The organism is Rhodococcus sp. T9N (assembly GCF_024436645.1).
GTDB classification, from domain to species: Bacteria; Actinomycetota; Actinomycetes; order Mycobacteriales; family Mycobacteriaceae; genus Rhodococcus_F; species Rhodococcus_F qingshengii.
Genome location: NZ_JAMSKS010000007.1, coordinates 71069 through 96356, shown reverse-complemented (window position 1 = coordinate 96356; position 25288 = coordinate 71069). Strand labels below are relative to the sequence as shown.

Genomic DNA, 25288 nt, shown 5'->3' with positions numbered 1-25288 from the left:
GCTGTGTCGGAAGGTGCGCCCACCGGGCCCCTGGACGGATATCGGGTGATTGAACTCGGAACCTTGATCGCCGGGCCCTTCGCCGGGAAACTGCTCGGCGACATGGGCGCCGACGTGATCAAGATCGAATCGCCGGACCGCCCGGACCCGCTTCGTACCTGGGGTCAGGCCGAGCAGGACGGTCATCGATTCTTCTGGACGGTTCACGCCCGCAACAAGCGGTGTGTGACGTTGGACCTTCGCGTCGACGCGGGACGAGACCTGTTTCTGAATCTGATCGAACATGCCGATGTGGTGGTCGAGAACTTCCGGCCGGGCACCCTCGAGAAGTGGGGCCTGGGATTCGACGTTCTCAGTGCGCGCAATCCGAAGTTGGTGTTGGCCAGGGTATCCGGTTACGGGCAGAGCGGACCGCAAGCCAAGAGCGCCGGCTACGCCTCGGTTGCCGAAGCGGTCAGCGGATTTCGGCATCTGAACGGTTATCCAGGGCAGGCGCCTCCGCGTATTGCCCTTTCGCTCGGAGATTCTCTCGGCGGGATGTTCGCCGTTCAGGGAGTGCTGGCGGCGTTGCTCTCACGAGAGCGGACCGGCCGTGGTCAGGTGGTCGACGTTGCCCTCACGGAATCCTGTCTGGCGGTGCAGGAATCCACGATCCCGGATTACGATCGGGGCGGGATCATCCGGCAGCCCTCGGGAACGAGATTGGAGGGTATTGCGCCGTCCAACATCTATCAGACCTCTGAAGGAAACTGGGTGGTGATCGCAGCCAATCAGGATACGCTCTTCGTGCGTCTGTGCACCATCATGGGGCGACCGGAACTAGCGCATGACGACCGCTTCTCCAATCATGTTGCCCGTGGCAAACATCAGGACGAGCTCGACGAACTGATCAGCGCCTGGGTCGCGCTCCAAGATCCCACCAGCCTGGTGGAACGCCTCACCGAAGTGGGAGTTGTTGCCGGGCCGATCAATACGGTTGAAGATGTCGTCAAGGATCCGCAGCTGATCGAGCGGGGGATGCTCGTCGACCACTACGACGAGCGGATCGGTGAAAACGTCCTCGGCTTGGGCGTCGTGCCTACCTTCAGTGAGACACCCGGATCCGTGCGCAACGCGGGAGCGTCGGCGCCGGGTCACGACAACTCCTCGGTGTGGGGCGGGCTCCTCGGACTCTCGGACGACGAGCAGGCAGAACTGAAGATGAAGGGCGTGATCTGACATGTCGGTACCTGGCGTGGGTATTCCAGCAGTCAGTATTCGTGAAGTCGGACCACGGGACGGGTTGCAGATCGAAGACCCGGTGTCGCTGGCGGAGAAACTTCGTCTTGTCGATGCTCTGGCTGCGACGGGTGTTTCGCGTATCGAGGCGACGTCGTTCGTCTCACCGCGCGCTGTGCCGGCGTTGGCCGACGCGGAATTGTTGGCAGCAGAACTGCACCAGTGGCCCGGCATCGAGTTCTCGGCATTGGTCGCCGGAATCGGTGGAGCGAAACGGGCCGTCGCCTCAGGAGTGAAAACCGTCGAATATGTTGTGTCGGCATCGAATGGCCACAGCGAGGCCAACACTCGGTCGACGACGGAGCAAGCGACCGAACGTATCGGAGAGGTCGTCCGGATCGTCCACGACGCCGGAGGACGGGTGGAGGTCATCGTGGCCACAGCCTGGGACTGTCCGTTCGACGGTCCAACCGACCCGGATCGTGTTCTGCGGATTGCGGAGCAGGCCAAGGAGTTCGGTGCTGATCAGTTCTCGATCGCAGATACCATCGGCACTGCCACGCCGGGACGTGTCGGACGATTGATCGACGCTGTGGGCGAAAGAGTAGGTGACTTCGGCTTGGGTGCGCACTTCCACAACACGCGTGGCGCTGGTCTTGCGTGCGCGTTTGCGGCTGTGCAGCACGGTGTTCGAAACCTCGACGCGTCCACCGGAGGTCTCGGTGGTTGTCCGTTCGCTCCCGGTGCCAGTGGCAACATCGCGACGGAGGAACTGGTCTACATGCTCGAAGACATGGGCATTGCGACGGGTATCGACCTGGATGCGAGCATTCGTGCCGCTGCCGTTGCAGAGGAGATAGTGGGCCATACGGTTCCCAGTAATCTTCTCCGCGCCGGCGATCGGAAGCGGTAGGGACCTTTACCCTTCTCGGTTGGGTGATGCCAGCTGCAGTTTGACCAGCTGCTCGTGCGCCGCGGCCGGCCAACCGATGCGCTGCTTCTCCAGATACCAGGCACCGGCGGCAAATGCGATCGCGAGGACGATCCAGATCGCGACGCTTCCGATCTGAGAGCCCAGGTCGCTCGACGAGGACACTTCGCCTGTGCTGTAGTCGTATTCCGTTGTCGTGGTGATTCCCTCTACTGCGAAGGTCCACAGAATCGGAAGGGCACACAATGCGGCGAGGGCACGCGCGACATGCGCTGGACGCAGTTCGAAGATCATTCATTTCTCCTGGTGATCGACCCGGTGAATCTCACTCTCCTCGAAAGCTATTCGGGTTCGACGGGCGCTGTCTGTAGTCGAATCGGCGGACATGGACGAGGTGCCGAGCTCTCCCCGGTCCCCCTGCCGTAGCAGCTGCATTCCGTTGTGATCGAACTCGATTCGTCGAACGTCTTCAGTGTCGACCAGCATCGTGGCCATAGCGGTACGCCGAGGTGGAAGGATCCGTATGGTCACTTTTCCTCGCGTGATCGCGGTGAGTTCCCGGACGATGCTCGAGTGGATTCGGTCGCGCACGTCGGGGTTCGCGCCATCCATTCCGTGGTCGTCGGGCAGGACCACTTCGACGCCGCGGTTTCGAGCGGCACGCACAGCATCGATGACATCTGTTTGTTGTAAGCCTGTCGCCCTCAGTGAATCTCGGAGTTGCGCCTCGAGGAGTTCGCATTCTTGCCGCTCGGTGGTTGTCAGTGGAACCCCGGAAGCGACCCGTTCGAGGAGCGGGCGTGCAAGGACATCGAGCCTGTCGAGTTGCGCGTCGCGTTCCTCGAGAATCGCAGCACTGGCGGATGCGGAGGCAATTCGTTGGGTGGACTGCTCACGAAGTTCGTAGATAACCCTGGCTTGAGGACGGATGGTGTATGCGAAGAAGGTCGACATCAGAACAGGGCCCGCGTTGATGACCGTCAACGACACTCCGTACATGGCCCCCTGGCCGGTGGTGGAGGACCAGATGGCGGTCACCAACACCATGAGTCCAAGCCCGAGCCACGCGAGTGCTGTACGCCCACGAACGCACATGAAGGTGAAGACTGCCGTCGACATCCCGAACATCCAGAGTTGAGTCATGTCGTTGACGGGGACGGGAACCACTGACAACACCAGGCCGCTCGTGACGGCGCCGGTCAGAGACACCAGAACGCTCTGCCCCAGCGGCATCGGGTCGCCTCTGCTCAGTACGAGTGTGAAAGCCGCAGTCGAGCACACGATAATTGCCAAGATCATCGGCCAGACTGCGCGGACGTCGGAGGATGTGTAGGCGACCGAGATCACGCAGGTGAGCGCGAAGCATGCAGCCATGAATCGAGCAGCACGGCTGTGCATGCCGAGAAGATCGCGGACATCTCGTCCGTCCGGCCTGGTCATGTCATCACCGCTACGGGCAAGCTCAACGTCAGAGTCACCGAAGTGCCGCGGCCGGGTGACGATCGAATGGTTGCCGATCCGCCGTCGAGTTGACGCATTCTGCCGCGGATGCTGACAGTGATTCCGAGGCGATGCGTCTCGACGGAGCTCGGATCGAAGCCGACGCCGTCGTCGGTGACGACTACTTCGAGGTGGGTGGCGGTTGCCGTGACCGTGACCGAACGCCGTGCACTGCTTCCGGCGTGTTTGACGCTGTTGCGCAGTGCCTCGGCCATCGCACGAATCGAGTCGGGTGCGTATCCGCTCGGATCAGACCCGTCGGAGAGGGCGGTCTCGAACGTGATGTTTTCGTCCACTTCCGAAGCGGCTGAACGCAACTGAGCGAGGATTCCGTCGAAGTCGAAACTCGTCTCGTGGTCGGTTCCGGAGCGCAGTTCGTCGAGTCTTGCCACCGTCCTTCGCGCCTGAGCGACGACCGAGGGATCGGCATCGTTTCTCGAAGCAGCGAGCAGAGTCGACATCACGGTGTCGTGGATGAGTGCGTCGAATCTCTCGCGTTCGACGGATTTGGCCTCGGCCGCGGCGGCGCCGGCGGCAGCGGCATGAGTGGTGGCGATGGTCGCATCCAGTACTCGTCCGGTTCGCAAGGCCATGACGGCCGCTGCTACGAAAACCGCGCAGAATGTCCAGGCGAAGGCGAGGTCGGGAACCAACAGGTGCGTCGTGGGACTCGTCCGGATTATGTGATTGGTCAACTGTGCGAGTGTTGCCACTACGAAAAGGTGCACGACGGCAGCGGCCGGTCGCCAAGCTGCAGCGGCAGCAAGGCTGGCGACGCCGGGGAAATTGGAAATCCACAAGGTGAAATCTGTGACGTGGTCACCATTCCACGCCGGCCACCACAGGAGGATGACCACGACGTAGAGAACCGCATTTGCGCTCGCAGTTCGTTTCACCCATCGGGTGTCGGCGTGGAACGTCGATGCTCCCAGCGCCAGCCCACTACCGAAAGTCGCGACCACCGCCAGTGGAGTCCACCACGACGCAGACATCGTGGTGGCTTCTGCAATCGCAGGGGCAAGCAATATCAGATAGCAGACATAGCCGGCGCCGATGAAACGGCCGAAGAGCCTCAGAATTTCGTCAGAAGCACTGGCTGTTTTGTCGAAAGCAACTCTGTCGATCAGAGTTCGTCGATCATCACTATCTGATCTTGTATCGCTCGCACGAGTAATTCGCATTTCGTCGGTGCGTTCCTTCCAACGTCGGCATACTTCTCGCGAATCCGCGACAGGTGGGTCCCCACCGTTCCCACGCTGATGTAGAGGTTTTGAGCGACGCGTGACTTCGAATCACTCAGTAGCCATTCCCTGAGAACCTCGATTTCGCGCTCCGAAAGGTGCGGTCCTACGGGATCCTGTGCCATGCAGTTTTCCACAGTGACTGTCATGAGTTTCGTCCTTACTTCTCTGTAGCGGAATGACAGACCCCCGACAGTGCCGTCTTCTTGTCAGATGAATGTAATTCGAAGAGGGAAATTTTTCCCAGACATCAATTCCTCTGCCCATATTTTCAGGGGCAGCGCTGTGAGAGTTATTGTTGCCGAACCTCATTGTTAGTCAAAGTCAGCTTTTTTCCGGAAGTAGGCCGTTCAGGAATTGGTAACACCCCGTCTTCGACCGCGCGTTTGTACAAATCCGTTTTTGTCGGTGCGGGTCGTCCGACAGCCGCATATTTCTGCCTGATGCGCTGGAGGTAGTCGTTAACCGTCTGCGGCGCCAAACCGGTGAGTCGCGCAACTCGATCCGCCTTCTCTCCGGATGCGTAAAGTTCGAGGACCTCGAGTTGTCGAGGGCTCAGACCCACTTCGTCGAGACCTGGATCCCCGTCGATTGCGGCAGCCCACTCTGTCGTCACCACCTGCCTTCCCGACGCGGCGGCGCGTATCGCATCAACCACGACGGCAGTCGGTTCGGACTTGCGTACAACACCCAGTACGCCGGCACGGGCGGCCGAGCGAACGAGGTACGGGTTTTCCGCCCCGGTGAAGATCAATGTCTCGAGCCCGGCGGACCGCAGTTGCTCGACATTGCTCTTGGGCGATGACCCGTCGGCCAGTCGGAGGTCGAGGATTGCCAGATCCAAGGCGACGTTCTGAGCGAGCATCTCGGACACAGTGGTCGCGATGCACACCAATTCGAGGTCCGGCTCGTCCTCGAGCATCACGGACACGCCGATTGCTACCGACTCGTGGTCTTCCACCAACCCGACACGGCGGTGTGGAAATGCTGTTTGCTCTGGCATAGCGATTGTTTCCCTCCGCTCGATGCGAGGACGTTATCAGGCAGAGCTGACTGACCGGTATGTTACGTGTCAAGATTTGAAGTCAGCCTGGACTGTTTTACGTTTCGGCTCTACAGTTGTCTTGTGACCGAGACCACTTCCGATGCGAAAGTAAGCCGTACCCAGGCCGAACGTACAGCGGCGATGCGTGGGCGCCTCCTCGACGCCGCCGTCGAATCGTTGGTCGAGCTGGGCTACGCACGGACCAGCACGCAAGAGATCGCCCGCCGCGCAGGCGTCTCGCGGGGTACGCAACTGCATCATTTTCCGACCAAGGAATCGCTGGTCGTCGCGGCCGTCGAGTATCTGGTCGACAAGCGGCTGGAAGAAATCCTCACCGCTGAAGTGGATCGTGGTCGAGGCCTCGAGGTCCTGTCGGACGCGTTCTCCGGGCCGCTGTTCTATGCCGCCCTCGAATTGTGGGTCGCGGCGCGGACCGATCCCGTTCTGCATGCGGCGACGGTGCCCCTCGAACGCAAGGTGAGTGAGGCGCTCGAGTTCGGCAGCGCCGAGTTGTTCGGTGATCGGTTCGACTCCGAGTCGGTCGAACTCACCATCGAACTCGTTCGTGGGCTTGCCGTCTCAGCCCTGTTTCGTACATCCGAAGCCGACGACGCGCTCAGAGCGCGACTGTTGCCGGCCTGGCAATCCCGAGTGGAGAAGAAGTGAAGCTTCCCGAACATGTCGAAACGCTGATCGTCGGTGCCGGATTTGCCGGTATGGGCTTGGCCGCCAGAATGCTTCGCGACAATCGCGCTGCAGACGTCGTGTTGATCGAGCGTGGAGCTGACATCGGCGGCACTTGGCGCGACAACACCTATCCAGGCTGTGCCTGTGACGTGCCGACGGCGTTGTACTCGTATTCTTTTGCACCGAGCGCCGATTGGAGTCATACCTTTGCTCGTCAACCCGAGATCTACAACTATCTGAAGAAGGTGGCCGCAGACACCGGCATCGTGGAACGCGTAGTCCTGAACTGCGAACTCGAAGCTGCTGTGTGGGACGAGGATGCGGCGCTGTGGCGTATTCGGACATCTCGAGGGTCGTTGACGGCCAAAGCTCTGGTCGCCGCGACCGGAGCGTTGTCGACGCCCAAGATCCCGGATTTTCCCGGTCTCGACCAATTCTCCGGGACCACTTTCCATTCGGCGACGTGGAACCACGAACACGAACTGCGCGGTGAGCGCGTAGCCGTGATCGGAACGGGAGCGTCGGCGGTTCAGTTCGTTCCCGAAATTGCCGACCCTGCTGCCCATGTCACCGTGTTCCAGCGAACTCCGGCCTGGGTGATTCCGCGGATGGATCGCACCCTGCCTGCCGCACAGAAGGCCGTGTACTCGCGGATTCCCGTTACACAGAAGGTGATTCGAGGGTGGGTTTACGGCTTCCGCGAGCTACTCGGTGCCGCGATGTCGCATGCGACGTGGGTGCTGCCTGCCTTCGAGGCGGCCGCGCGCCTTCATCTGCGCAGACAGGTGAAAGATCCGGAGTTGCGCCGGAAACTGACTCCCGATTTCACGATCGGTTGCAAGCGCATGCTTCTGTCCAACGACTGGTTGCGCACCCTTGACCGCGCGGACGTGAGTCTGGTCGACAGTGGGCTCGTCTCGGTCACCGAAAACGGAGTGGTCGACGGACGCGGAGTCGAGCACAAGGTCGACACCATCATCTTCGCCACGGGGTTCACGCCGACGGAACCGCCTGTTGCGCATCTGATCACCGGAAAACGTGGCGAGACGCTGGCCGCACATTGGAACGGTAGTCCCAACGCGTACAAGGGTACTGCGGTCAGCGGGTTCCCGAATCTGTTCCTCATGTACGGTCCGAACACCAACCTCGGACACAGTTCGATCGTGTACATGCTCGAGTCCCAGGCCGAGTACGTCAACGACGCCTTGAACACCATGAAGCGAGAGCGGATCGATGCCCTCGACGTGAACGAGACGGTGCAGGTGCACTACAACAAGGGAATTCAGCACGAGTTGCAGCACACGGTGTGGAACAAGGGCGGATGCTCGAGTTGGTACATCGATCCGGAGGGGCGCAACTCGGTGCAGTGGCCGACGTTCACTTTCAAATTCCGTTCGCTGCTGGAGCATTTCGATCGGGAGAACTACTCCGCTCGCAAGATCGAAAGCGTCGAGGCATGACCGCGACGCACTACGACGTGGTGGTTATCGGTTCGGGATTCGGTGGCAGTGTCGCCGCTCTTCGCCTGACGGAGAAGGGCTACCGCGTCGGGGTGCTCGAAGCCGGTCGACGGTTTGCCGACGACGAGTTGCCTGAAACCAGTTGGAGACTTCGAAAGTACCTGTGGGCGCCGTGGATCGGATGTTATGGGGTTCAGCGCATCCATCTTCTTCCGGATGTGCTCGTGATGGCGGGGGCCGGCGTCGGAGGTGGGTCGTTGAACTACGCCAACACGTTGTATCAGCCACCCAATCGGTTCTTCGAAGACCGTCAGTGGGCGCACATCACTGACTGGCACGACGAACTGGCGCCGTACTACGACCAGGCCAAACGGATGTTGGGTGTTCGCACCAATCCGTCCTTCACTCCTGCCGATGCGGTGATGAAGGACGTAGCCGAAGAGATGGGCGTGGGGGAGACCTTCACGTCCACCCCCGTCGGGGTTTTCTTCGGGGAGGCAGGAGTTTCCGTGCCGGACCCGTTCTTCGGCGGAAAAGGACCCGAACGCACAGGTTGCACGGAATGCGGGGGATGTATGACCGGTTGCCGAGTCGGTGCGAAGAACACGCTGGTCAAGAACTACCTCCATCTCGCCGAGCAAGCGGGCGCCAGGGTTCATCCGCTCACGACCGTCACCGACCTTCGGCCGGCGGCAAGCGGTGGTTACAGCCTGCTCGCGAGGCGAACGGACGGCGTCCGCCGGCGAGAAGTTCGGTTCACCGCCGATCAGGTGGTGGTTGCCGCCGGAACGTACGGAACGGCGAGGCTGCTGCTCGGTATGAAGGAATCCGGTGCCCTGCCGGGCCTGTCGGATACTCTCGGCACCGTCGTACGTACCAATTCCGAAGCCGTACTGGCCGCAACGTCGAAGTCGCGTCGACGGAACTTCACGCAGGGCGTAGCCATCACGTCGTCCTTTCACCCGGATGATCACACGCACATCGAGCCGGTGCGATACGGCAAGGGCAGCAATGCAATAGGACTTCTGCAGACCGTCCTGAGTGACGGCGGTGGGCGAACTCCCCGGGTGCTGAAGACTCTGGCGGTCGCGGCCCGACACCCAGGAGCGTTCTTGCGGTCGTTGTCGGTACGGAACTGGTCCGAGCGAACCGTCATCGCGCTGGTGATGCAGACCGACGACAACTCCCTCGAACTTTCCAAGAACACCAAACGATTCGGGCGCTCCCTCACCAGTAGACCGGGACCGGGCGATCCACCTCCTCAGTGGATTCCGCAGGGTCATAAAGCCATTCGCAAGGTCGCCGAGAAGATCGACGGCGACCCGGGTGGTTCCATCGCCGAGATCGTGAACATCCCGATGACGGCACACTTTCTGGGTGGCTGCGCGATCGGTGACAGCGCGTCGAGTGGCGTCGTCGATCCGTATCTGCGTGCATACGGTCATGAGGGACTGCACGTCATGGACGGTTCGGTGGTGAGCGCAAATCTCGGAGTGAATCCTTCCCTGACCATCACTGCGCAGGCGGAACGAGCGTGCGCGATGTGGCCGAACAAGGGTGGCGCGGACGCCCGGCCGAAGACCGGCGAGCCATACGTACGTATCGATCCGACTTTGCCGTCCGATCCGGTGGTGCCGACGCATGCACCAGGCGCTTTGCGGCTTCCCCTGACCATTCGAGCTGAGAAGGTGTCCGATGTGGAGCGTGCCTGAATCGACAAGTGACCGCGTCGACTGGCCGGTGAGTGATCCGCCGCCGTGGCCGGCTCGCGTTCGCGCGACACTGTGGTGGCACCGCAGTACGTCGGCGGCGCGGGAGCTCGGCCCGGATGGTCGAACGATTCCGATGACGGTGGCCATGATGGTGGACTACCTCGATTCGCCGGTCGGCCCGTATCGCGAGATCCTCGCCAGTCCGGTCTTGCATGCGCCAGGGAAACGGATCGGGCCTATGCCGCGGATGGCGGTCCCTTTCATCGCGGTGGATTCGGAACCGTCGGTGCACGGTGGGCGAGTCCACTGGCAACTACCCAAGGTTCTGGCCGAGTTCGACGGAGACGTGCAGCAGAAATTCACTGCAACCGGCGACGGTTGGCGGGTGCGTTCGGATACGCGGATGCTCGGGCCGCGTCTGCCGATTGCCGGGGCGTTGGGATTTGCGCAGCCGGAGTCCGGTGGAGGTCTGGCGATCGCGTCGGCAAGGCTGACGGGATCGTTCCGATACGCGCGCGTGGGCGTCGAGGCAGAGGGGCAGACCCTGCCGGACTGGCTTGCTGCGGGCACCCATCACGGCGTCGTGATTCTGGGCGGAAAAATGACTACGGGAGCGGCCAAGCATCGGTAGCGGGGGTTTGACCTGAGAAAAAGCGACCAAGGCCGCCCGTCAGTGACCGGGCGGCCTTGGTCGTGTGGTGTGGTGTGAAAGTCAGGTGTCGACGTCCCACAGGCGCCTCTCGGCGGGTGGTCGCTCGCAGCGACAAAAGGGGTGGGGCCCGGGGCTTGTTCGGACGCCGACAGGGTGTTCAACGGCGGTCTCCCCGGATTTGTTCCCGGGGATCGTGAAGTATTTCCGACGCGGTGTGTAGTGATTCAAGCAGGGCCGACGAGTTCAGGCAGCGCCGAGCTGGGCGAGTTCCATTTTCAGTGCCGTGCACAGGTCCGATCCGGCCGGCCCACTCAGAGCTGATCGCAGTCGATTGTAATACGTCCGCGGCGACAGGCCGAAGGTGACGAAGATGTCCTCGGCAGCGGCGCCGTTCCACGGGCGCCACAGGATTGCGAAGTCGATGAGGTCGTCCGCATACGATCCACGGTTTCGCGAGCGTTTGGCACGTCGAACCTGGCATTCGTGGGTGGTTGCGACGCTCGTCCCTCCACAGAGCTGAGGTGGCATCTTCGTCACTCGGTTCACGAGAGTCTCCTGAACTGGTCGGTCACTCACATGACCAGCACGCCGCCGTCCACGGGCAACGCGACGCCGGTGATGTAACGCGCTTCGTCGGAGGCGAGGAATTTGACGGCGTTGGTGACGTCGTCGTTTTCTACCCACGGGATCGGGTAGAGGATCATGTCGCCGGAGGCCTTGGCGAAGTCGTCGCGACCCGGATTGTCGGTGCCGGGAACGAATTGGTTGTACATCGCCTGGTTCTGCACCATCTCGGTGTCGACCTGCGTCGGGTTCACGGTATTGACGCGAATGCGATGCGGAGCGAGTTCCTGGGCGAGGGTCTTCATCAATCCCACGACGCCGTGCTTGGCCGAAACATAGTGTCCGACACCCGTGTACGCGCGCAGCCCGGCAACGGAGGCGGTGAGGACGATCGCGCCGCCGGTGCCCTGTTCGATCATGTGGGGGATCGCGGCCTTGACGGTGCGCCACACGCCGCTGAGGTTGACGTCGATCATTTCGCCCCACTTCTCCTCGTCCAATTCGTGCGCGTTCCCGAAGGAGAGGATGCCCGCGTTTGCGATGACGATGTCGACGTGGCCGAAGCGATCGAGCCCGGCTTCGAGGGCCAGCTTGACCGAGTCGAAGTTGCGCACGTCGGCGTGCGAGAAGATGATCTTGCCGCCTGCTTCTTCGACGAGACGGATTGTTTCCTGAAGGTCGTCCTCCGTGGCCAAGGGGTACGGCACGGTGTCGTTGTCCTTGACGGAGTCGAGAGCGATGATGTTCGCGCCCTCCTGCGCCAGCCGCAATGCGTGATTACGCCCTTGCCCGCGAGCAGCACCCGTGATGAATGCGACCTTGCCTTCGAATCGTCCGGTCATGGGGATCCTCCTGTTGCTGAAATTGTTGTGTACGTGGGTGATCGGAGAGCTATTTGACGAGTACGCCTGCGTCGACGGGCAGTGCGACGCCGGTGATGTACCTGGCTTCGTCGGACGCGAGGAAAAGCACGGCATTGCTGACGTCGACGGATTCGACCCACGGGATGGGCAGCGCATTCATCGCTTGCGACAACGGGGCGAAATCCTCCCGGGTCGGCTCGTCGATGTCCGGACAGAACAACTCGTACATGGCGTCGTTCATGATCATCGGAGTGTCGACCTGGGTGGGGTTGACGGTGTTCACTCGGATTTGGTGGGGAGCCAGTTCCTGCGCGAGAGTTTTCATCAACCCGTTGACGCCGTGTTTCGCGGCTGTGTAGTGCGCGATGTTGCCGTATCCCTTGAGCCCGGCCGCCGAGCTGGTCAGGATGATCGCGCCCCCGACGCCCTGTTCGATCAGGTAGGGGATTGCTGCCTTGGCGGTTCGCCACGTGCCGCTGAGATCGATGTCGACGACAGTGCCCCACTGGCTTTCGGTGAGTTCGTGTGTAGGTGATGGGATGTTGATACCGACGTTGGCACAGACGATGTCGACGTGACCGAACTGGTCGACTCCGCGGCCGAGGACACCTTTGATCGCGGTGAAGTCGCGAACATCGGCCACCTCGGCCAGAATTCGTCCGCCGACCGCCTCGACCGACCGGACGGTCTCGGCGAGGTCGGCTTCGCTTGCCAGCGAGTACGGAACGCCTTCGACATCGGCGCAGATGTCGAGCGCGATGATGTCTGCGCCTTCCTCGGCCAAGCGGATCGCATGTGCCCGGCCCTGGCCGCGTGCTGCGCCGGTGACGAACGCGACCTTGCCCGAAACTCTTCCGGTGGTGCGTGCTCTGGTGGTCACTTGATCACTCCGTATCGGCGTCGGTCGATGGTCAGTGCAACTGCGGCAATCACCACGATGCCCTTGATGACGAGTTGTGTGTAGGGGTCGACCGAGGTCAGGTCCATTCCGGCGCTCAGCAACACGATCACGAGTGCACCGAGGATCGTTCGATGTGGGCCGCCGACGCCACCGGACAGTGCGGTGCCGCCCACCACCACGGCTGCGATGGAATTGAGCAGGCTCGGGCCTGCACCCATCGGGACGCCGGTGCTGGCCTGGCCGGTGAAGATGATTCCGGCAATCGCGGCGACGGCTCCGGCAACCGCGAAGACCGCAAGTTTGGTGCGTCGTACGCGAACACCGACGAGTGCCGCGGCGCGTTCGTTGCCGCCCACCGCATACATGTGGCGACCGAACGACGTACCGAATGCCAGGACTGTCGCGCCGATGGTCAGCAGGATTGCGATCAGTGCCCCGTTGGGGACGTTGGGGATCATCGACTCGTTCACCAGGCTCTGGAGAAGATTCGAATTATAGGAAACAGGACCGCCTTTGGAGACGGTGTTGGAAATGCCGTCGAGTACGGACATCATTCCCAGCGTCACCAGGAACGACGGAACCTTGAGCATTGTCGTGATCAATCCGTTGACCAGTCCGACCACCGCCCCGGCGGCGATCACCATGACTATCGCCAACGGGCCGCCGAACTTGTCGATCCACGTGGCGATCAGAATTCCGGCGAGAGTGGCCGTCGCCGCCACCGAAAGATCGATACCACCGATCAGAATGACAAACGTGCCGGCGAGCGCGAGCACGGTCAGGAAAGCCATCTGGTTGAGAATGTTCTGCGCGGACGTCGCAGTGATGAAACTTTCCGTGCGCCACTGGAAATAGATGATCAGGACCAGCACTGCAACCGTCGGTACAACTATGTTGCGGTGCTGATCGAGTCGACTCAGCAGACCGCGCGCGCCTGACGGCGCTGCGGCATCGCTGGCCGGCGATTGCTTCGAGAGTGTCTGGGTCACTGCATTCCTCACATCATGTGCTTGATCACGTCGACTTCGGCGGGCTTGTGCTCTGCAGGGGCCGCCAGCTCTGCGCTGATGACTCCGTCCTTCATGATCACGATTCGGTCGGACATTCCGATCACTTCTTCGAGGGATTCGGCGCACAGCAGCACGCCGACCCCCGATGCAGCCATCGACCGGACCAAACCGTAGATCTCCTCTCGCGTTCCGACGTCGATTCCACGCGTCGGATCGCTGAGGACCAGCACTTTGCATTCGCGACCTTGCCACCGAGCGAAGATCGCCTTCTGTTGGTTTCCGCCACTGAGTTCCCCGATGGGCGTCGACAACGACGGGGCCTTGACCTGCAGCGCGCGGGCTAACTGCGTCGTCCATTCCCTTTCGGTCCGTAAACGCAGTAGCCGCGTCCACGGGTGGCGGAGGAGATCGAGGAAGCCGATCGAGATGTTGTTTCTGATCGACGCGCTGCGGAACAGGGAGTCCTGGGCACGCTCCGGCGGGACGTACAAGACTCCGGCTGCCACGGCAGCGGGAACCGACCAGTGCTCGTGCGCAGTACCGTCGACGTGAATCGAACCCGCCGACAACGACTCCGCACCCGCGACTGCTGCAGCCACCGACGCTTTCCCCGAACCGATGACTCCGGCCAGTCCCACTACCTCGCCCGGTCGGACGACAAGATCGACGGACTCGAACTCGCCTGCGCTGCTTGCATCTCGGAGTTCGATCAACGGCTTCGTCGACAGCACTCCGGTCTGTTCGCCTTCGCGGTAGTAGTCCGCGCTGCGTTCGCTACCCACCATCAACTCGTGCAGTTGCTCCGCCGTGACGCCGTCAGCGGAGAGCGTTTCGATGGACCGCCCGTCGCGAAGTACGAGTAGCCGTGTGCTGATCCGCAGGACGTCTTGCAGGATGTGAGAGACGAAGATGAACGACACCCGATCGCGCCACCCCTCGATCAACGCGAAGAGGATTTCCACCTCGGTCTCGGTCAACGCGCTTGTCGGCTCGTCGAGCAGGATCACCGGCGCTTCGGTGGCGTCGGTGATCCGCGAGAAGGCACGTGCGATCTCGACCAGTTGCCTTTGCGGGTAGGTCAATTCGGCGACAACGGCGTCGGCGCGCAGCCCCTCGATGCCGAGTGTGTCGAGTAGCGACTGGGCGGCGTCGCGCATTCTCCGACGCCGGCCGGGTCCCCAACCACCTATCTCGCCCTCACGTCCGAGATAGATGTTCTCGTACACCCGCAGTGCATCGACCAATGACTGCTCCTGGACCACCACGGAGATTCCGAGTTCGCGGAGAGTACGCGAGTCGCCGAGTTCCACGTGTGTCCCGTTGACATCGAGGCTTCCGGCGTCGGGACGCACCGTTCCCGTCAAAACGCCGATCAGCGTTGACTTTCCGGCGCCGTTCTCACCGATCAAGCCGAGAACGTCACCTCGGCTGACGTCGAGTGAGACGTCCTGGAGGGCGTGAACGGGTCCGTAACTCTTGCAGACCCCACGCAAGCTGATGGTTGCTGAGTCGCTCACCTTCGTATCACTCATTCTCAGGCCACGAGTTGGTCTTTGTACTGCAGCAACGGGCCCGAGCGGAACGCGGCTGCGTACTCGGTGCGTACTCCGGTGATATCTGCAGAGTTCCAAGCGCTGTTCAGCGTGTATTGGTCCTGCGATACGCCGACGTAGTACTCCCGCGGATCGATCGGGTTGAGTACGGTCTGCGGGTCCCAATCGTCAGGATGCAGGGCCTTGCTCATTTTTGCCCAGTCGAACGGAAGTGTGGGTGCGTACACGGTTTTCAGTACGTCGTCGGCGATCTCCGGAGTCACCAGGAGTGCTCCCTGTGAAAGGAATCGCTCCGGCAGAGACAGGTCGACGCCGTTGAGTTGATCGAAGATGGTGACACCGAGAATTCCTGCCGTGAGTCCGCCGACCGTCGCGCTGGTCAGGTATTGCTTTCCCTGCGCGATGTATTCGACGTTCTGCTTGTTACCGTCGAATCCGACCACGATCTTGCCGGTGATCTTCGCGGCGTCCAGTGCCGCAATGACTCCTGCAGCTTGACTGTCGTTCTGCGCGAACACCCCGACGAAGTCCGGCACCGAAGGCAAGATGTTCGTGAACGCCTTTCTCGCGTCCTCCGAAGTCCAGTTGCCCGGCGACGCGGTGACGATCTTGATTCCCGGGTAGTCCTTGGCCGCGGCGTTCAGTCCAGCTGTCCGTTGATCGTCGGAAGACGAACCCTTCTGCCCCGGAACATGAATGATGGTTCCGTTGCCGCCGACCTTGTCGAACAAAGCCTTGGCGGTTGCGACGGCGATCTTGGTGGACGGCGGTGTGATGAAGCGGACCCACTTGTCCGCGTCGGCCGGTGTGTACCAGGCGGGCGCCGTGTACGAGCTGGCATACAGAATCCCGGCTGCCTGGCAGGCTTTCGTGACAGCTGCCGCTTGAGCTTCGGTGGCGGGAGTACCGAAGATCGACTTGCCGCCCGAAGCGCGGACGTTGCCTACCTGTCCCAGCGCAGTGTTGACGTTGCCCTGGTCCTCCACCGAGGACATGCTCACGCCCAGCGCGTCCATCGCCTGCTTGCCGCCGTCCGAGAACGCGACGAAGTAGTCGTTGGAGAGAGTTGTGACCTGGCAGAGGGTCTTTTCCTGGACTTTGCCCGCGCCAGCGCCACCGCCGGCGGCGGTACTGGTGGAACTGCCGCCTGCTCCGCAGGCCACTGCGCCGAGGGTGATGCCTGCTGCGCCCATTGCGGCGAAGAAGGAACGTCGGGTCAGTGGATGAGAGAACGTCGCGTTTCGCGCGACGTCCACGATCTTCGATTCGATCGAAGGCATGATCACATCCTTGGTCTCACAAGAGGGGGCTCGAGAGGTTGTCTCGAGGTGTGGAGGAAACGGGAGATTTCGCTACTTCGCCAGCAGATGCGTTGTGAACCAACGGGAAGCGTGTTCGGCCGCTACTGCGAGCTTGGACTGATCGCTGTAGAGCGTCATGTGCGACGTGTGCGGTAGGACGACAAGTTCTTTCTTCGGAGTCGGGATGTTGTTGAAACTCTCGATCTCCAAGTCCCACAACGTGAGGTCGTCGCCTTCGGCGACGATCATCATCGACGGCGTGTCGAGAATCCGGGGTACGAAGTAGTTGACGTCGTAGTCGAGCAGGAGATCGACGGATTCCATGGTCGAACTGTTCTGGTAGAGAGGAGCTTCGGTGGCTTGAAGTGCCGCGAAGGTCGTCTTCGTCTCGGGGAACGGCCAGGACGACAGTTCTTCCTCGGGGTTCTCGCTCGCATGCGCGATGTGCAGTCGCTGATCCGGATCGTCGAAGCGGAGTCGGCGATCTTCGAGAATTGCGTCCCACAGCTTTCGATAACCCATGGTCCCGTGGATCCGACGCATGTTGCGGTACCCGTCGATCACCGGAATCTGAGACACGATGGCCTTCACCCGGGGATCGGTCGCGGCGAGAATCATCACGTGGCCGCCGGAGTAGGAAATTCCCCAGGCGCCGAGACGGTCGTTGTCGATGCCGGGAGTGCGCTCGAGAAAGCTGAGCGCGTTCTGATAGTCACGAATCTGTTGCTTCGGGTCCAGATGTTGGCGGGGCTCACCGTCCGAGACGCCCAGGTTGCGGTAGTCGAAGACCAGCGCAGCCATACCGGCCGTCACGAAGGCCTCGGCGTAATAGGGCATGACCAATTCGCGGACGTAGCACCAACCGCCTGCCAGTACGACGGCCGGAACGTCGTCGTCGGTGTCGGGTCGGTACAGCCAACCGCGAACGGTGACTCCGTCGCTGGAGAATTCGACATCTTCACGGCGCATTGCGCGACTCCTCATGTAACGAGTGAAAGCTGAACGGAAGTAGGTACGAAAGAAAACGGACGGTCTTGTCGCCGTGCGTATTACGGCATCGACGCGGTTCGCTCGTGCCAACTGCCCCGAGCGGATCGTCGCGGATCCGAAGTACTCCGTAATCGTGAGTCACCTCACAGCCTTTGTCAAGTGCCACTGGACAGCGAGGAAAATCCGTCGGTATAGTCCTGCTCACCCACTGCGCATGTATTCGTAACGAGCGCAGCATTATTGGAGGTGTTCCGGCTCGTGAACGGCGAAGAAGTTCTGTGTGCCTACGAAAAGATGTTGTTGATCCGGATGATGGAGGAGCGCATCTCGGCGCTCTACAAGGGCGACACCATTCCGGGGTTCGTTCACACTTCGATAGGTCAAGAGGCGTGCGCGGTGGGGGCTCTCACTCATGCGCGGGTCAGTGACGTCATCACCTCGACGCACCGCGGGCACGGCCATGTTCTGGCAAAAGGTCTCGAGCCCGACCGGATGATGGCGGAGTTGATGGGCAAGGTCACCGGAGCCAACAACGGCCGGGGTGGCTCGATGCACGTGGCGGATCCCCGCTTGGGGATCTTCGGTGCGAACGGGATCGTGGGCGCGGGGTTGCCGATTGCCGTCGGTGCGGCTTTCGCTGCCAAGGATCGCGGTGAGGGCGATCTGGTGGTGGCGTTCTTCGGTGACGGGGCGATTGCGACCGGTGCGTTCCACGAGGCGATGAACATGGCTGCTCTGTGGAAGCTGCCGATCATCTTCCTATGCGAGAACAACGGATTCTCGGAGTTTTCCTCGACGGTGGATCAGCATCCTGTCCCGATCTCTGCGCGCGCAGCGGGATACGGGATGAAATCGATCACGCTGGCAGGCAACGACGTCGAGGCGGTCGCCGACGGTATTCGGCCGGTGTACGAGCAGGTGCGAGGCAGCGGTGGTCCGGTGTTCGTGGAGGTCACGACTCTGCGGGTGCACGGGCACTACGAGGGCGATCCGCAGGTGTACCGCGACAAGGACGAGATGGCGCGAGACATTCTCGCGGCCGATCCACTGACGCTGACGCGTGGCCGACTCCGAGAGTTCGGCATCGGGGACGAAGTACTCGATCTGGTGGACAAGCGGGTGAGGGCGGTGGTCGCCGAGGCGGAGCGTTTCGCGCGGTCGTCGCCGCAACCGGAGGCGTCGAGCGTGATGGAGTACATCTTTTCGCCGCGTCGCATCTACCCGCCGGACCGCCTCGACGTGGGTGTCGGCGCGGGCGGCGCGGCCGTGTCGCAGTCCAAGATCCTCAAGGCGGCGCTCGATGACTCTCTGGCGGCCGATCCGGATGTGTTTCTTGCCGGCATCGACGTTGCCGGCGGAAATGTTTTCGGTCTGACCAGGGGATTGGCCGCAAAGTATCCGGGTCGAGTGCTCGATACGCCGATCTCCGAATCGGCAATCATGGGTCTTGCCGTCGGCTCCGCGATGGCGGGCCGTAGGCCCGTCGTGGAACTGATGTACCTCGACTTCCTCGGGGTGTGCCTGGATCAGTTGATGAATCAGGCGGCAAAACTTCGGTTCATGACGGGCGGCGCAGTGAGTCTGCCGTTGGTGGTGCGGACGCAGTTCGGTTCCGGCAGATCGTCGGGTGGTCAGCATTCGCAGAGTCTCGAGGCGCTGTTGGCGCACATCCCGGGACTGACTGTGCTCATGCCGAGTTCGGGCGCGGATGCATACGGGTTGTTGCGGGCAGCGATCGAGGACGACAACCCGGTCATGTTCATCGAGCATCGACTGCTGTACGAGAAGAAAAGTTTGTTGCCGAGCAAGGATTTTCGGGTTCCGATCGGAAAGGCAGCGGTGACGAGACCAGGTTCGGACGTCACCATCGTCTCGTGGTCGCGTATGGCATTGCACGCCTTGGTCGCGGCGCAGACGTTGGCAGACGAAGGGATCGATGCCGAGGTCATCGATCTACGAACGATTGCTCCGCTCGATCGGGAGACGATTCTCGAATCATTCAGTCGGACGAACCGGATGGTCATTGCCCAGGAAGCCGTCGTGGACTTCGGCGTCGGAGCCGAGATCGCAGCTATGGCGGTGGATTCCGGGTTCTATTCACTGGACGCGCCGGTAGTGCGGGTGGGAGCACGGTACGCGCCTGCGCCCTATGCGCCGGTGCTCGAACGTGAGTGGGAAGTCGGACCTGACGACATCGTTGCAGCCGTTCGGCGGGTGATGTCGTGCTGAGCGCTACCCGCCCGCGGGCAATGACCGGCGGCGGGGTGCTGCCCGAGATGCTTCTCGACGCCCTGCGTCGCGATCCCGAAGCACTGGCCCTTGTCGACGAGAGTGTGCGGTGGACTTACCAGGAATTGGTGGACGCTGCAACGAGCTTTGCAGGCGCACTGCATAAATCGGGATTCGAGCCTGGAGAAGTGGTACTCGTTCAACTGCCGAACTGGTGGGAATCCGTGGTTGCGGCCTGGGGCACGTGGCTTGCCGGCGGCATTCTCCTTCCGGTGGTCCCGATTTACCGCGCACACGAGTTGTCCTTCATCGTCGAGCAAGCTGAGCCGTCGGTGATCGTAGCCCCGCAGGAATACCGCGGATATCGTCACGTCGAGCAACTCGGGACGGTGCTCCGTGATCTGGGCCGAGAGGTTCTTCTGGTGGAGGCTCGAGGCGAAGGTGGGTTGCGACGCACAACGTTCGACGACTTCCTGGACTTCGGGATGGAGTCGAACCGGCCCGACCACCGCGCGGATCCCGACGATGTCGCCCTCGTTCTCTACACGTCGGGAACCACCTCGGCTCCGAAAGGCGTGCTTCACACACATCGGACCCTGATGGCCGAGAGTTCGAGCATGATCGCGCATTGTGGCGTGGATTCGCAGGACCGAATCTTCATGCCTTCGCCGTTACCCCACATCACCGGAATTTCGTATGCGGTAGTTCTGCCGGCAGCGGCAGCCTGCTCTACAGTTCTGATGCAACACTGGGTTCCCGAAGTGGCAGTTGCGTTGATCGAACGCGAGCAATGCACGTTCACCGTGAGCGCGACACCGTTTCTCCGTGGTCTCGCCGACGCCTACGAGAAGGGCGGATATCGACGATCTCAGCTGACCCGATTCGTGTGTGGTGGGGCCGGGATTCCGCCCGAGTTGGTGCGTCGGGCCCATCGCGTGATGGGGACGGCGGTTGTTCGCACCTACGGATCGACGGAACTTCCGACCCTCGTCATGGGTGATCCTTTCGGTGACATCGACCTGCAGGCAGAGGACGAAGGAGCTGTGATCGGCGGAAACGAATTCCGGCTCGGCGAAGACGACGAGCTGTTGGTGCGGGGCCCGGAACTGTTCGTCGGCTACGTCGACAGCTCGATCAACGAGGAATCGTTCACCGAGGACGGCTTTTTCCGGACCGGCGACGTAGCCGCCGTGGACGGACCCGGTCAGATCCGGATCACGTCACGGATCAAGGACATCATCAACCGGGGCGGAGAGAAATTCAGCGCTGCCGACATCGAGTGGGCCCTCGAGGCTCATCCCAATGTGGGAGAGGTGGCGGTGGTCGGGTATCCGGACGAGGATCTGGGGGAGCGCGCGTGCGCCTTCGTGGTTCCGGACGGTGATCCGCCAAGCGTTCGAGATCTGCGGATCTTCCTGCTGTCCGAAGGATTTGCCGTTCAGAAAGCTCCGGAGAGAGTCGAGACCGTTGCGTCGCTTCCTCGGACGGAGAGTGGGAAGGTTCAGAAGTTTCTCCTACGTCGAGCGCTAGGCTTGGGCTCCGCACAGGCGGTCCCCGAGACCTACGGAAGCGAGTTCGGACATGACGGCAACCGGCGCAAAGCCACCTCGTAAGACGGCTGAGTCGACAGCGGCTGCATCGAAGAAATCGCAACCGCGCAAGACGACTCCCCAAAAGACGACGGCACAGAAGAAGTCGGCACAGCAGAAGTCGGCGCCGGCCAAGGTGGCGGCGCGCAAACAGAAGACGGAGGACAACGGTTTGGGGACGTCGGTAGGCAAGACGGTTCGTGCCGAACGCACGAGACAGGGAATCCCGGTTCGTGAATTGGCGAGGCGGCTCGGCGTATCGCCGTCCTTCCTGTCGCAGTTCGAACTGGGGCAGAGTCAGGCCGCGGTGAACACGCTTTTTGCGATCGCGACCGAACTCAACCTGTCCTTGGACGTGCTGCTCGGCAACAGCGTCGATCCGGAACGGGAATCCGCATCCGAAACGAAGACTCACGAACCGCGGATCTCCGACTGCCTCACCTTTCGGTCGGGTGTTCGCTGGCAACGGTTGGCGAACACTCCCGCGAACCATCACGTCCAGTTCCTCCTCACGGAGTACGAGCCCGGCGCCGATTCCGCACCGGGCGATGCACCGCAGACTCATTCGGGTGACGACTACGGGTACGTGCTGGAAGGGACTCTGACGATCGACATCGACGGAATGCGTCGGCTCCTCAAGGCGGGTGAAGCGATACACCTGGTCGGGAACGTTCCCCACCGGTTGCGCAACGAGACGGACGAGACGGTCAAGGCGATCTGGTTCGTCCTGGGCTGAGTAACCGGGTGCGATGCACTGGGTGTGATGCCGCTAGGTGTGACACCGGTCTCGATTCAACTTAGGCAATCCTTTTCTTGACTAATTCCAGAAAAGCGGCATACTGGGAAACATGCGAGACGGAGAGCATGACTTCGACCCCCGAGCGCAATTGCGCGCCGTCGGATTGAGGGTCACTGCTCCGCGCCTCGCCGTGCTGGATGCGGTTACAGCCCAACCGCATTCAGACGCCGATTCTGTTGCAGCACTCGTGCGGCAGCAGCTCGGATCGGTATCCACACAGGCCGTTTACGACGTGCTGAAGGCATGCGTGAACGCAGGATTGCTGCGACGCATCGAGCCGGCGGGTTCGCCCGCACGGTTCGAGACGAGGACTGGTGACAACCACCATCACCTCGTCTGTCGCGGCTGCGGCAAGGTCGTCGACGTCGATTGTGTTGTCGGCCAAGCTCCCTGCCTCGAACCTTCCGATAATCACGGCTTCGAAATCGACGAAGCCGAGGTCGTGTTCTGGGGCCGTTGCGAAGATTGCCTGAAGAATTCTGCCGAATCCGACACCGAGTCGGACGCGGTCTCGCAGAATCGAATTGATGCGTCCAGAACCTCCGAGTCAGCCACCTCGCATGCAGCCCATGCGTTCGGCTCGGATGCAGCCCCGCTCCTCTGACGCCCAGCCCACAACGCTAGGAGGCTTCGCCATGACCAAGCCCACCACCAACAATTTCGGTATCGCGGTCGCAAGTGATGACGAATCGCTGACCGCGGGTATTCAGGGGCCGGTGCTCCTTCACGACCACTACCTGATCGAGAAGCTCGCGCAGTTCAACCGCGAGCGTGTCCCGGAGCGCATCGTCCACGCCAAGGGCGGCGGCGCTTTCGGTGAACTCGTCATCACACACGACGTCAGCAAGTACACCAAGGCCGCGTTCCTGCAGCCGGGTAAGAAGACCGAGTCCCTCGTCCGCTTCTCCACCGTCGCCGGTGAGCAGGGCAGCCCGGACACCTGGCGCGATCCGCGCGGTTTTGCGATGAAGTTCTACACCGAAGAGGGAAACTACGACCTCGTCGGCAACAATACCCCGGTGTTCTTCATCAAGGACGCCATCAAGTTCCCCGACTTCATTCGTTCGCAGAAGCGACTGCCCGGCTCGGGTCTTCGTGACCACGACATGCAGTGGGACTTCTGGACTCTGCGTCCCGAGACCGCTCACCAGGTGACCTGGCTGATGGGTGACCGCGGTATCCCGAAGACCTGGCGCAACATGGACGGCTTCGGATCGCACACCTACCAGTGGGTCAACGCTGCGGGTGAACGCTTCTGGGTGAAGTACCACTTCAAGACCGATCAGGGCATCGAGTTCCTGACGCAGGCCGAAGCAGACAGCCTCGCCGGTAGCGATCCCGACTACCACCGCGCGGATCTGTACAACGCCATCGAGGCCGGTAATTTCCCGAGCTGGACACTCAAGGTTCAGATCATGCCGGTCGACGAGGCCGAAGGCTACCGCTTCAACCCGTTCGACCTCACCAAGGTCTGGTCCCAGAAGGACTACCCACTGATCGAGGTCGGCAAGTGGACGCTGAACCGCAACCCGGAGAACTTCTTCGCGCAGATCGAGCAGGCTTCGTTCGAGCCGTCGAACGTGGTGCCCGGCATCGGATTCAGCCCGGACAAGATGCTTCTCGGCCGCGTCTTCTCCTACGCCGACGCACATCGTTACCGCATCGGCACCAACTACGCCGACCTGCCGGTCAATGCCCCGAAGAACGAGGTGAACTCCTACTCCAAGGAGGGCGCCATGCGTTACAGCTTCAATTCCCCGTCGACGCCGGTGTACGCACCGAACTCGTACGGCGGACCGCATGCCGATCCGTCGGTTGCCGGTGACGAAGGACTGTGGGCGTTCGACGGCAAGGCAGTGCGCGCCGGATACATCGAGCACGCCGAGGACGGCGACTTCACGCAGGCCGGAACGCTGGTCCGTGAAGTTCTCGACGACGCAGCTCGTGAGCGCCTGGTGAGCAACATCGTCGGCCACGCCCTTGCCGGCGTCAGTGAGGAAGTTCTGTTGCGTGTCTTCGAGTACTGGAAGAACGTCGACGCAGATTTGGGCAAGCGCGTCGAAGAAGGTGTACGCGCAGGTCAGTGACCCGCTGACATGAGCATCGCTTAGGTCTACCGAATGCGGACCGCTGCAAGGGAAATCACTTCCCGGCAGCGGTCCGTTTCCGTCTACCCAACTACAGAAGCGCAAACCAATAGACGAAGCATGCGAGAAGGAATACAACGACTGACTCCATGACGACACCCCTGTTCGACGTGCACTTCTGCTGTTCGCACTCTCCATGATCCGCTTCTCGAGCTGAGAATGCTCGGGGCACAAGTTTCGCGAACCGAGGTGTTGGGCAGTCAATTCCCATGGCAATAGGTGCGGTTCTCTTCGACATCGACGGAACGCTCGTCGATTCCAACTATCTGCACGTAGAAGCGTGGTCGCGAGCTTTCTTCGAGGTAGGTCGCCCGGTCGACGCGTGGCGGGTACACCGCAGCATCGGCATGGATGGAGACCAACTACTGGAGTCCTTGCTCGGCGAAGACATCGACGGGTGCGGACCGCGAGCCAAAGAACTTCACACCACGTACTACCGGCAGTCGGCCGACCGTCTCCGAGTACTGCCGGGAGCGCGCGAGTTGATCCGCCGAGTTCACTCGCTCGGACTGCATGTGGTGCTCGCTACCTCGGCGCCGGACGACGAACTGAAGTTGCTACGCCGGACGCTCGACATCGACGAAATGATCTACGCCGCCACCTCTTCGGAATCCGTCGACGAGGCAAAACCTGATCCGGACCTGATCGAGGTCGCGCTCGCGAAGGCAGGTGTCGACGCGGGCAATGCGGTCATGGTCGGGGATGCCGTCTGGGACATGAAGGCGGCGACATGGGCGGGCGTTGTGGCTGTGGGAGTGCGCAGTGGTGGCATGTCGACCGACGAACTCGAAGGTGCGGGTGCGGCTGCCGTGTACGACGACGCCCGCGACCTCCTCGACCACCTCGACGGCAGTGTGATTTCCGAACTCGTTTCAGGCCTAGATACCGGGAGTTGA

24 protein-coding genes are annotated in these 25288 nt (G+C 61.7%); 12 read left to right on the top strand and 12 right to left on the bottom strand.

From position 1 onward, the window contains the following. The first annotated feature begins 3 nt into the window (after positions 1-3). The gene (locus tag M1L53_RS14140; protein WP_007732303.1) at positions 4-1218 is read left to right on the top strand and encodes a CaiB/BaiF CoA-transferase family protein; all 1215 of its coding nucleotides are present in this window, start codon (positions 4-6) and stop codon (positions 1216-1218) included. Positions 1219-1234: 16 nt separating this feature from the next. After that, complete coding sequence (locus M1L53_RS14135; protein ID WP_371748385.1) at positions 1235-2131, top strand: hydroxymethylglutaryl-CoA lyase; 897 nt, start codon at positions 1235-1237, stop codon at positions 2129-2131. A gap of 6 nt (positions 2132-2137) precedes the next feature. On the opposite strand, the gene M1L53_RS14130 is transcribed toward M1L53_RS14135, so the two are convergent. The 5 genes from M1L53_RS14130 to M1L53_RS14110 form a co-directional block, all read right to left on the bottom strand. Then, complete coding sequence (locus M1L53_RS14130; RefSeq protein WP_054187015.1) at positions 2138-2443, bottom strand: hypothetical protein; 306 nt, start codon at positions 2441-2443, stop codon at positions 2138-2140. Beyond that, positions 2444-3589, bottom strand: coding sequence for a hypothetical protein (locus M1L53_RS14125; protein WP_232318992.1), 1146 nt, complete (start codon positions 3587-3589; stop codon positions 2444-2446). It lies immediately after the preceding gene. After that, positions 3586-4641 carry a sensor histidine kinase gene (locus M1L53_RS14120; RefSeq protein ID WP_054187016.1) on the bottom strand — a complete coding sequence of 352 codons (1056 nt, stop codon included), beginning with the start codon at positions 4639-4641 and terminating at the stop codon, positions 3586-3588. The genes M1L53_RS14125 and M1L53_RS14120 overlap by 4 nt, the downstream gene beginning before the upstream one ends. A 131-nt stretch (positions 4642-4772) precedes the next feature. Further along, positions 4773-5015: a LuxR C-terminal-related transcriptional regulator gene (locus tag M1L53_RS14115; protein WP_054187017.1), complete on the bottom strand. Its 243-nt coding sequence runs from the start codon at positions 5013-5015 to the stop codon at positions 4773-4775. Positions 5016-5182: 167 nt separating this feature from the next. Continuing rightward, entirely contained in the window at positions 5183-5893 is a 711-nt protein-coding gene (locus M1L53_RS14110; RefSeq protein ID WP_050656944.1) for a response regulator transcription factor, read from the bottom strand. Between the two features lie 183 nt (positions 5894-6076). Here M1L53_RS14110 and M1L53_RS14105 point away from each other — a divergent pair, with 183 nt between their 5' ends. From M1L53_RS14105 to M1L53_RS14090, 4 genes are read left to right on the top strand one after another with little or no spacing between them, the layout of a single operon-like run. Continuing rightward, positions 6077-6601 carry a TetR/AcrR family transcriptional regulator gene (locus M1L53_RS14105; RefSeq protein WP_202427151.1) on the top strand — a complete coding sequence of 175 codons (525 nt, stop codon included), beginning with the start codon at positions 6077-6079 and terminating at the stop codon, positions 6599-6601. Then, on the top strand, positions 6598-8082 hold the full coding sequence (locus M1L53_RS14100; protein WP_007732326.1) for an NAD(P)/FAD-dependent oxidoreductase: 1485 nt from the start codon (positions 6598-6600) through the stop codon (positions 8080-8082). The genes M1L53_RS14105 and M1L53_RS14100 overlap by 4 nt, the downstream gene beginning before the upstream one ends. Continuing rightward, positions 8079-9794 carry a GMC oxidoreductase gene (locus M1L53_RS14095; protein ID WP_054187018.1) on the top strand — a complete coding sequence of 572 codons (1716 nt, stop codon included), beginning with the start codon at positions 8079-8081 and terminating at the stop codon, positions 9792-9794. Before M1L53_RS14100 ends, M1L53_RS14095 begins: the two co-directional genes overlap by 4 nt. Beyond that, positions 9778-10425 (top strand): hypothetical protein, encoded by a 648-nt coding sequence (locus tag M1L53_RS14090; RefSeq protein WP_042922823.1) that lies wholly within the window; start codon positions 9778-9780, stop codon positions 10423-10425. The genes M1L53_RS14095 and M1L53_RS14090 overlap by 17 nt, the downstream gene beginning before the upstream one ends. 264 nt (positions 10426-10689) lie before the next feature. Here M1L53_RS14090 and M1L53_RS14085 read toward each other — a convergent pair whose 3' ends face one another. The 7 genes from M1L53_RS14085 to M1L53_RS14055 all read right to left on the bottom strand — a co-directional run bounded on the left by M1L53_RS14085 (position 10690) and on the right by M1L53_RS14055 (position 17607). Beyond that, the gene (locus tag M1L53_RS14085; protein WP_054187019.1) at positions 10690-10992 is read right to left on the bottom strand and encodes a hypothetical protein; all 303 of its coding nucleotides are present in this window, start codon (positions 10990-10992) and stop codon (positions 10690-10692) included. 26 nt (positions 10993-11018) lie between these two features. After that, complete coding sequence (locus M1L53_RS14080; protein ID WP_054187020.1) at positions 11019-11852, bottom strand: mycofactocin-coupled SDR family oxidoreductase; 834 nt, start codon at positions 11850-11852, stop codon at positions 11019-11021. A gap of 49 nt (positions 11853-11901) precedes the next feature. After that, positions 11902-12753, bottom strand: coding sequence for a mycofactocin-coupled SDR family oxidoreductase (locus M1L53_RS14075; RefSeq protein WP_054187021.1), 852 nt, complete (start codon positions 12751-12753; stop codon positions 11902-11904). Then, positions 12750-13763 carry an ABC transporter permease gene (locus tag M1L53_RS14070; protein ID WP_168421999.1) on the bottom strand — a complete coding sequence of 338 codons (1014 nt, stop codon included), beginning with the start codon at positions 13761-13763 and terminating at the stop codon, positions 12750-12752. Before M1L53_RS14070 ends, M1L53_RS14075 begins: the two co-directional genes overlap by 4 nt. Before the next feature lie 8 nt (positions 13764-13771). Then, positions 13772-15301 (bottom strand): sugar ABC transporter ATP-binding protein, encoded by a 1530-nt coding sequence (locus tag M1L53_RS14065; protein ID WP_185744486.1) that lies wholly within the window; start codon positions 15299-15301, stop codon positions 13772-13774. 17 nt (positions 15302-15318) lie between these two features. Continuing rightward, positions 15319-16617, bottom strand: a complete 1299-nt coding sequence (locus M1L53_RS14060) for a sugar ABC transporter substrate-binding protein (protein ID WP_142006323.1) — start codon at positions 16615-16617, stop codon at positions 15319-15321. Between the two features lie 72 nt (positions 16618-16689). After that, positions 16690-17607 carry an alpha/beta hydrolase gene (locus M1L53_RS14055; RefSeq protein WP_054187024.1) on the bottom strand — a complete coding sequence of 306 codons (918 nt, stop codon included), beginning with the start codon at positions 17605-17607 and terminating at the stop codon, positions 16690-16692. Between the two features lie 279 nt (positions 17608-17886). Between M1L53_RS14055 and M1L53_RS14050 the strand changes: the two genes are divergently transcribed. The 6 genes from M1L53_RS14050 (at position 17887) to M1L53_RS14025 (ending at position 25288) form a co-directional block, all read left to right on the top strand. After that, positions 17887-19857 carry a thiamine pyrophosphate-dependent enzyme gene (locus M1L53_RS14050; protein WP_198165719.1) on the top strand — a complete coding sequence of 657 codons (1971 nt, stop codon included), beginning with the start codon at positions 17887-17889 and terminating at the stop codon, positions 19855-19857. Next, entirely contained in the window at positions 19851-21470 is a 1620-nt protein-coding gene (locus tag M1L53_RS14045) for an AMP-binding protein (protein WP_142006325.1), read from the top strand. The genes M1L53_RS14050 and M1L53_RS14045 overlap by 7 nt, the downstream gene beginning before the upstream one ends. Further along, entirely contained in the window at positions 21439-22182 is a 744-nt protein-coding gene (locus M1L53_RS14040) for a helix-turn-helix domain-containing protein (protein WP_054187027.1), read from the top strand. Before M1L53_RS14045 ends, M1L53_RS14040 begins: the two co-directional genes overlap by 32 nt. A 112-nt stretch (positions 22183-22294) precedes the next feature. Next, complete coding sequence (locus M1L53_RS14035) at positions 22295-22849, top strand: Fur family transcriptional regulator (RefSeq protein ID WP_054187028.1); 555 nt, start codon at positions 22295-22297, stop codon at positions 22847-22849. Between the two features lie 31 nt (positions 22850-22880). Beyond that, a complete protein-coding gene (locus tag M1L53_RS14030; RefSeq protein ID WP_003943483.1) occupies positions 22881-24332 on the top strand; it encodes a catalase in 1452 nt (483 codons plus the stop codon). A gap of 269 nt (positions 24333-24601) precedes the next feature. Continuing rightward, positions 24602-25288, top strand: a complete 687-nt coding sequence (locus M1L53_RS14025; RefSeq protein WP_003943463.1) for an HAD family hydrolase — start codon at positions 24602-24604, stop codon at positions 25286-25288.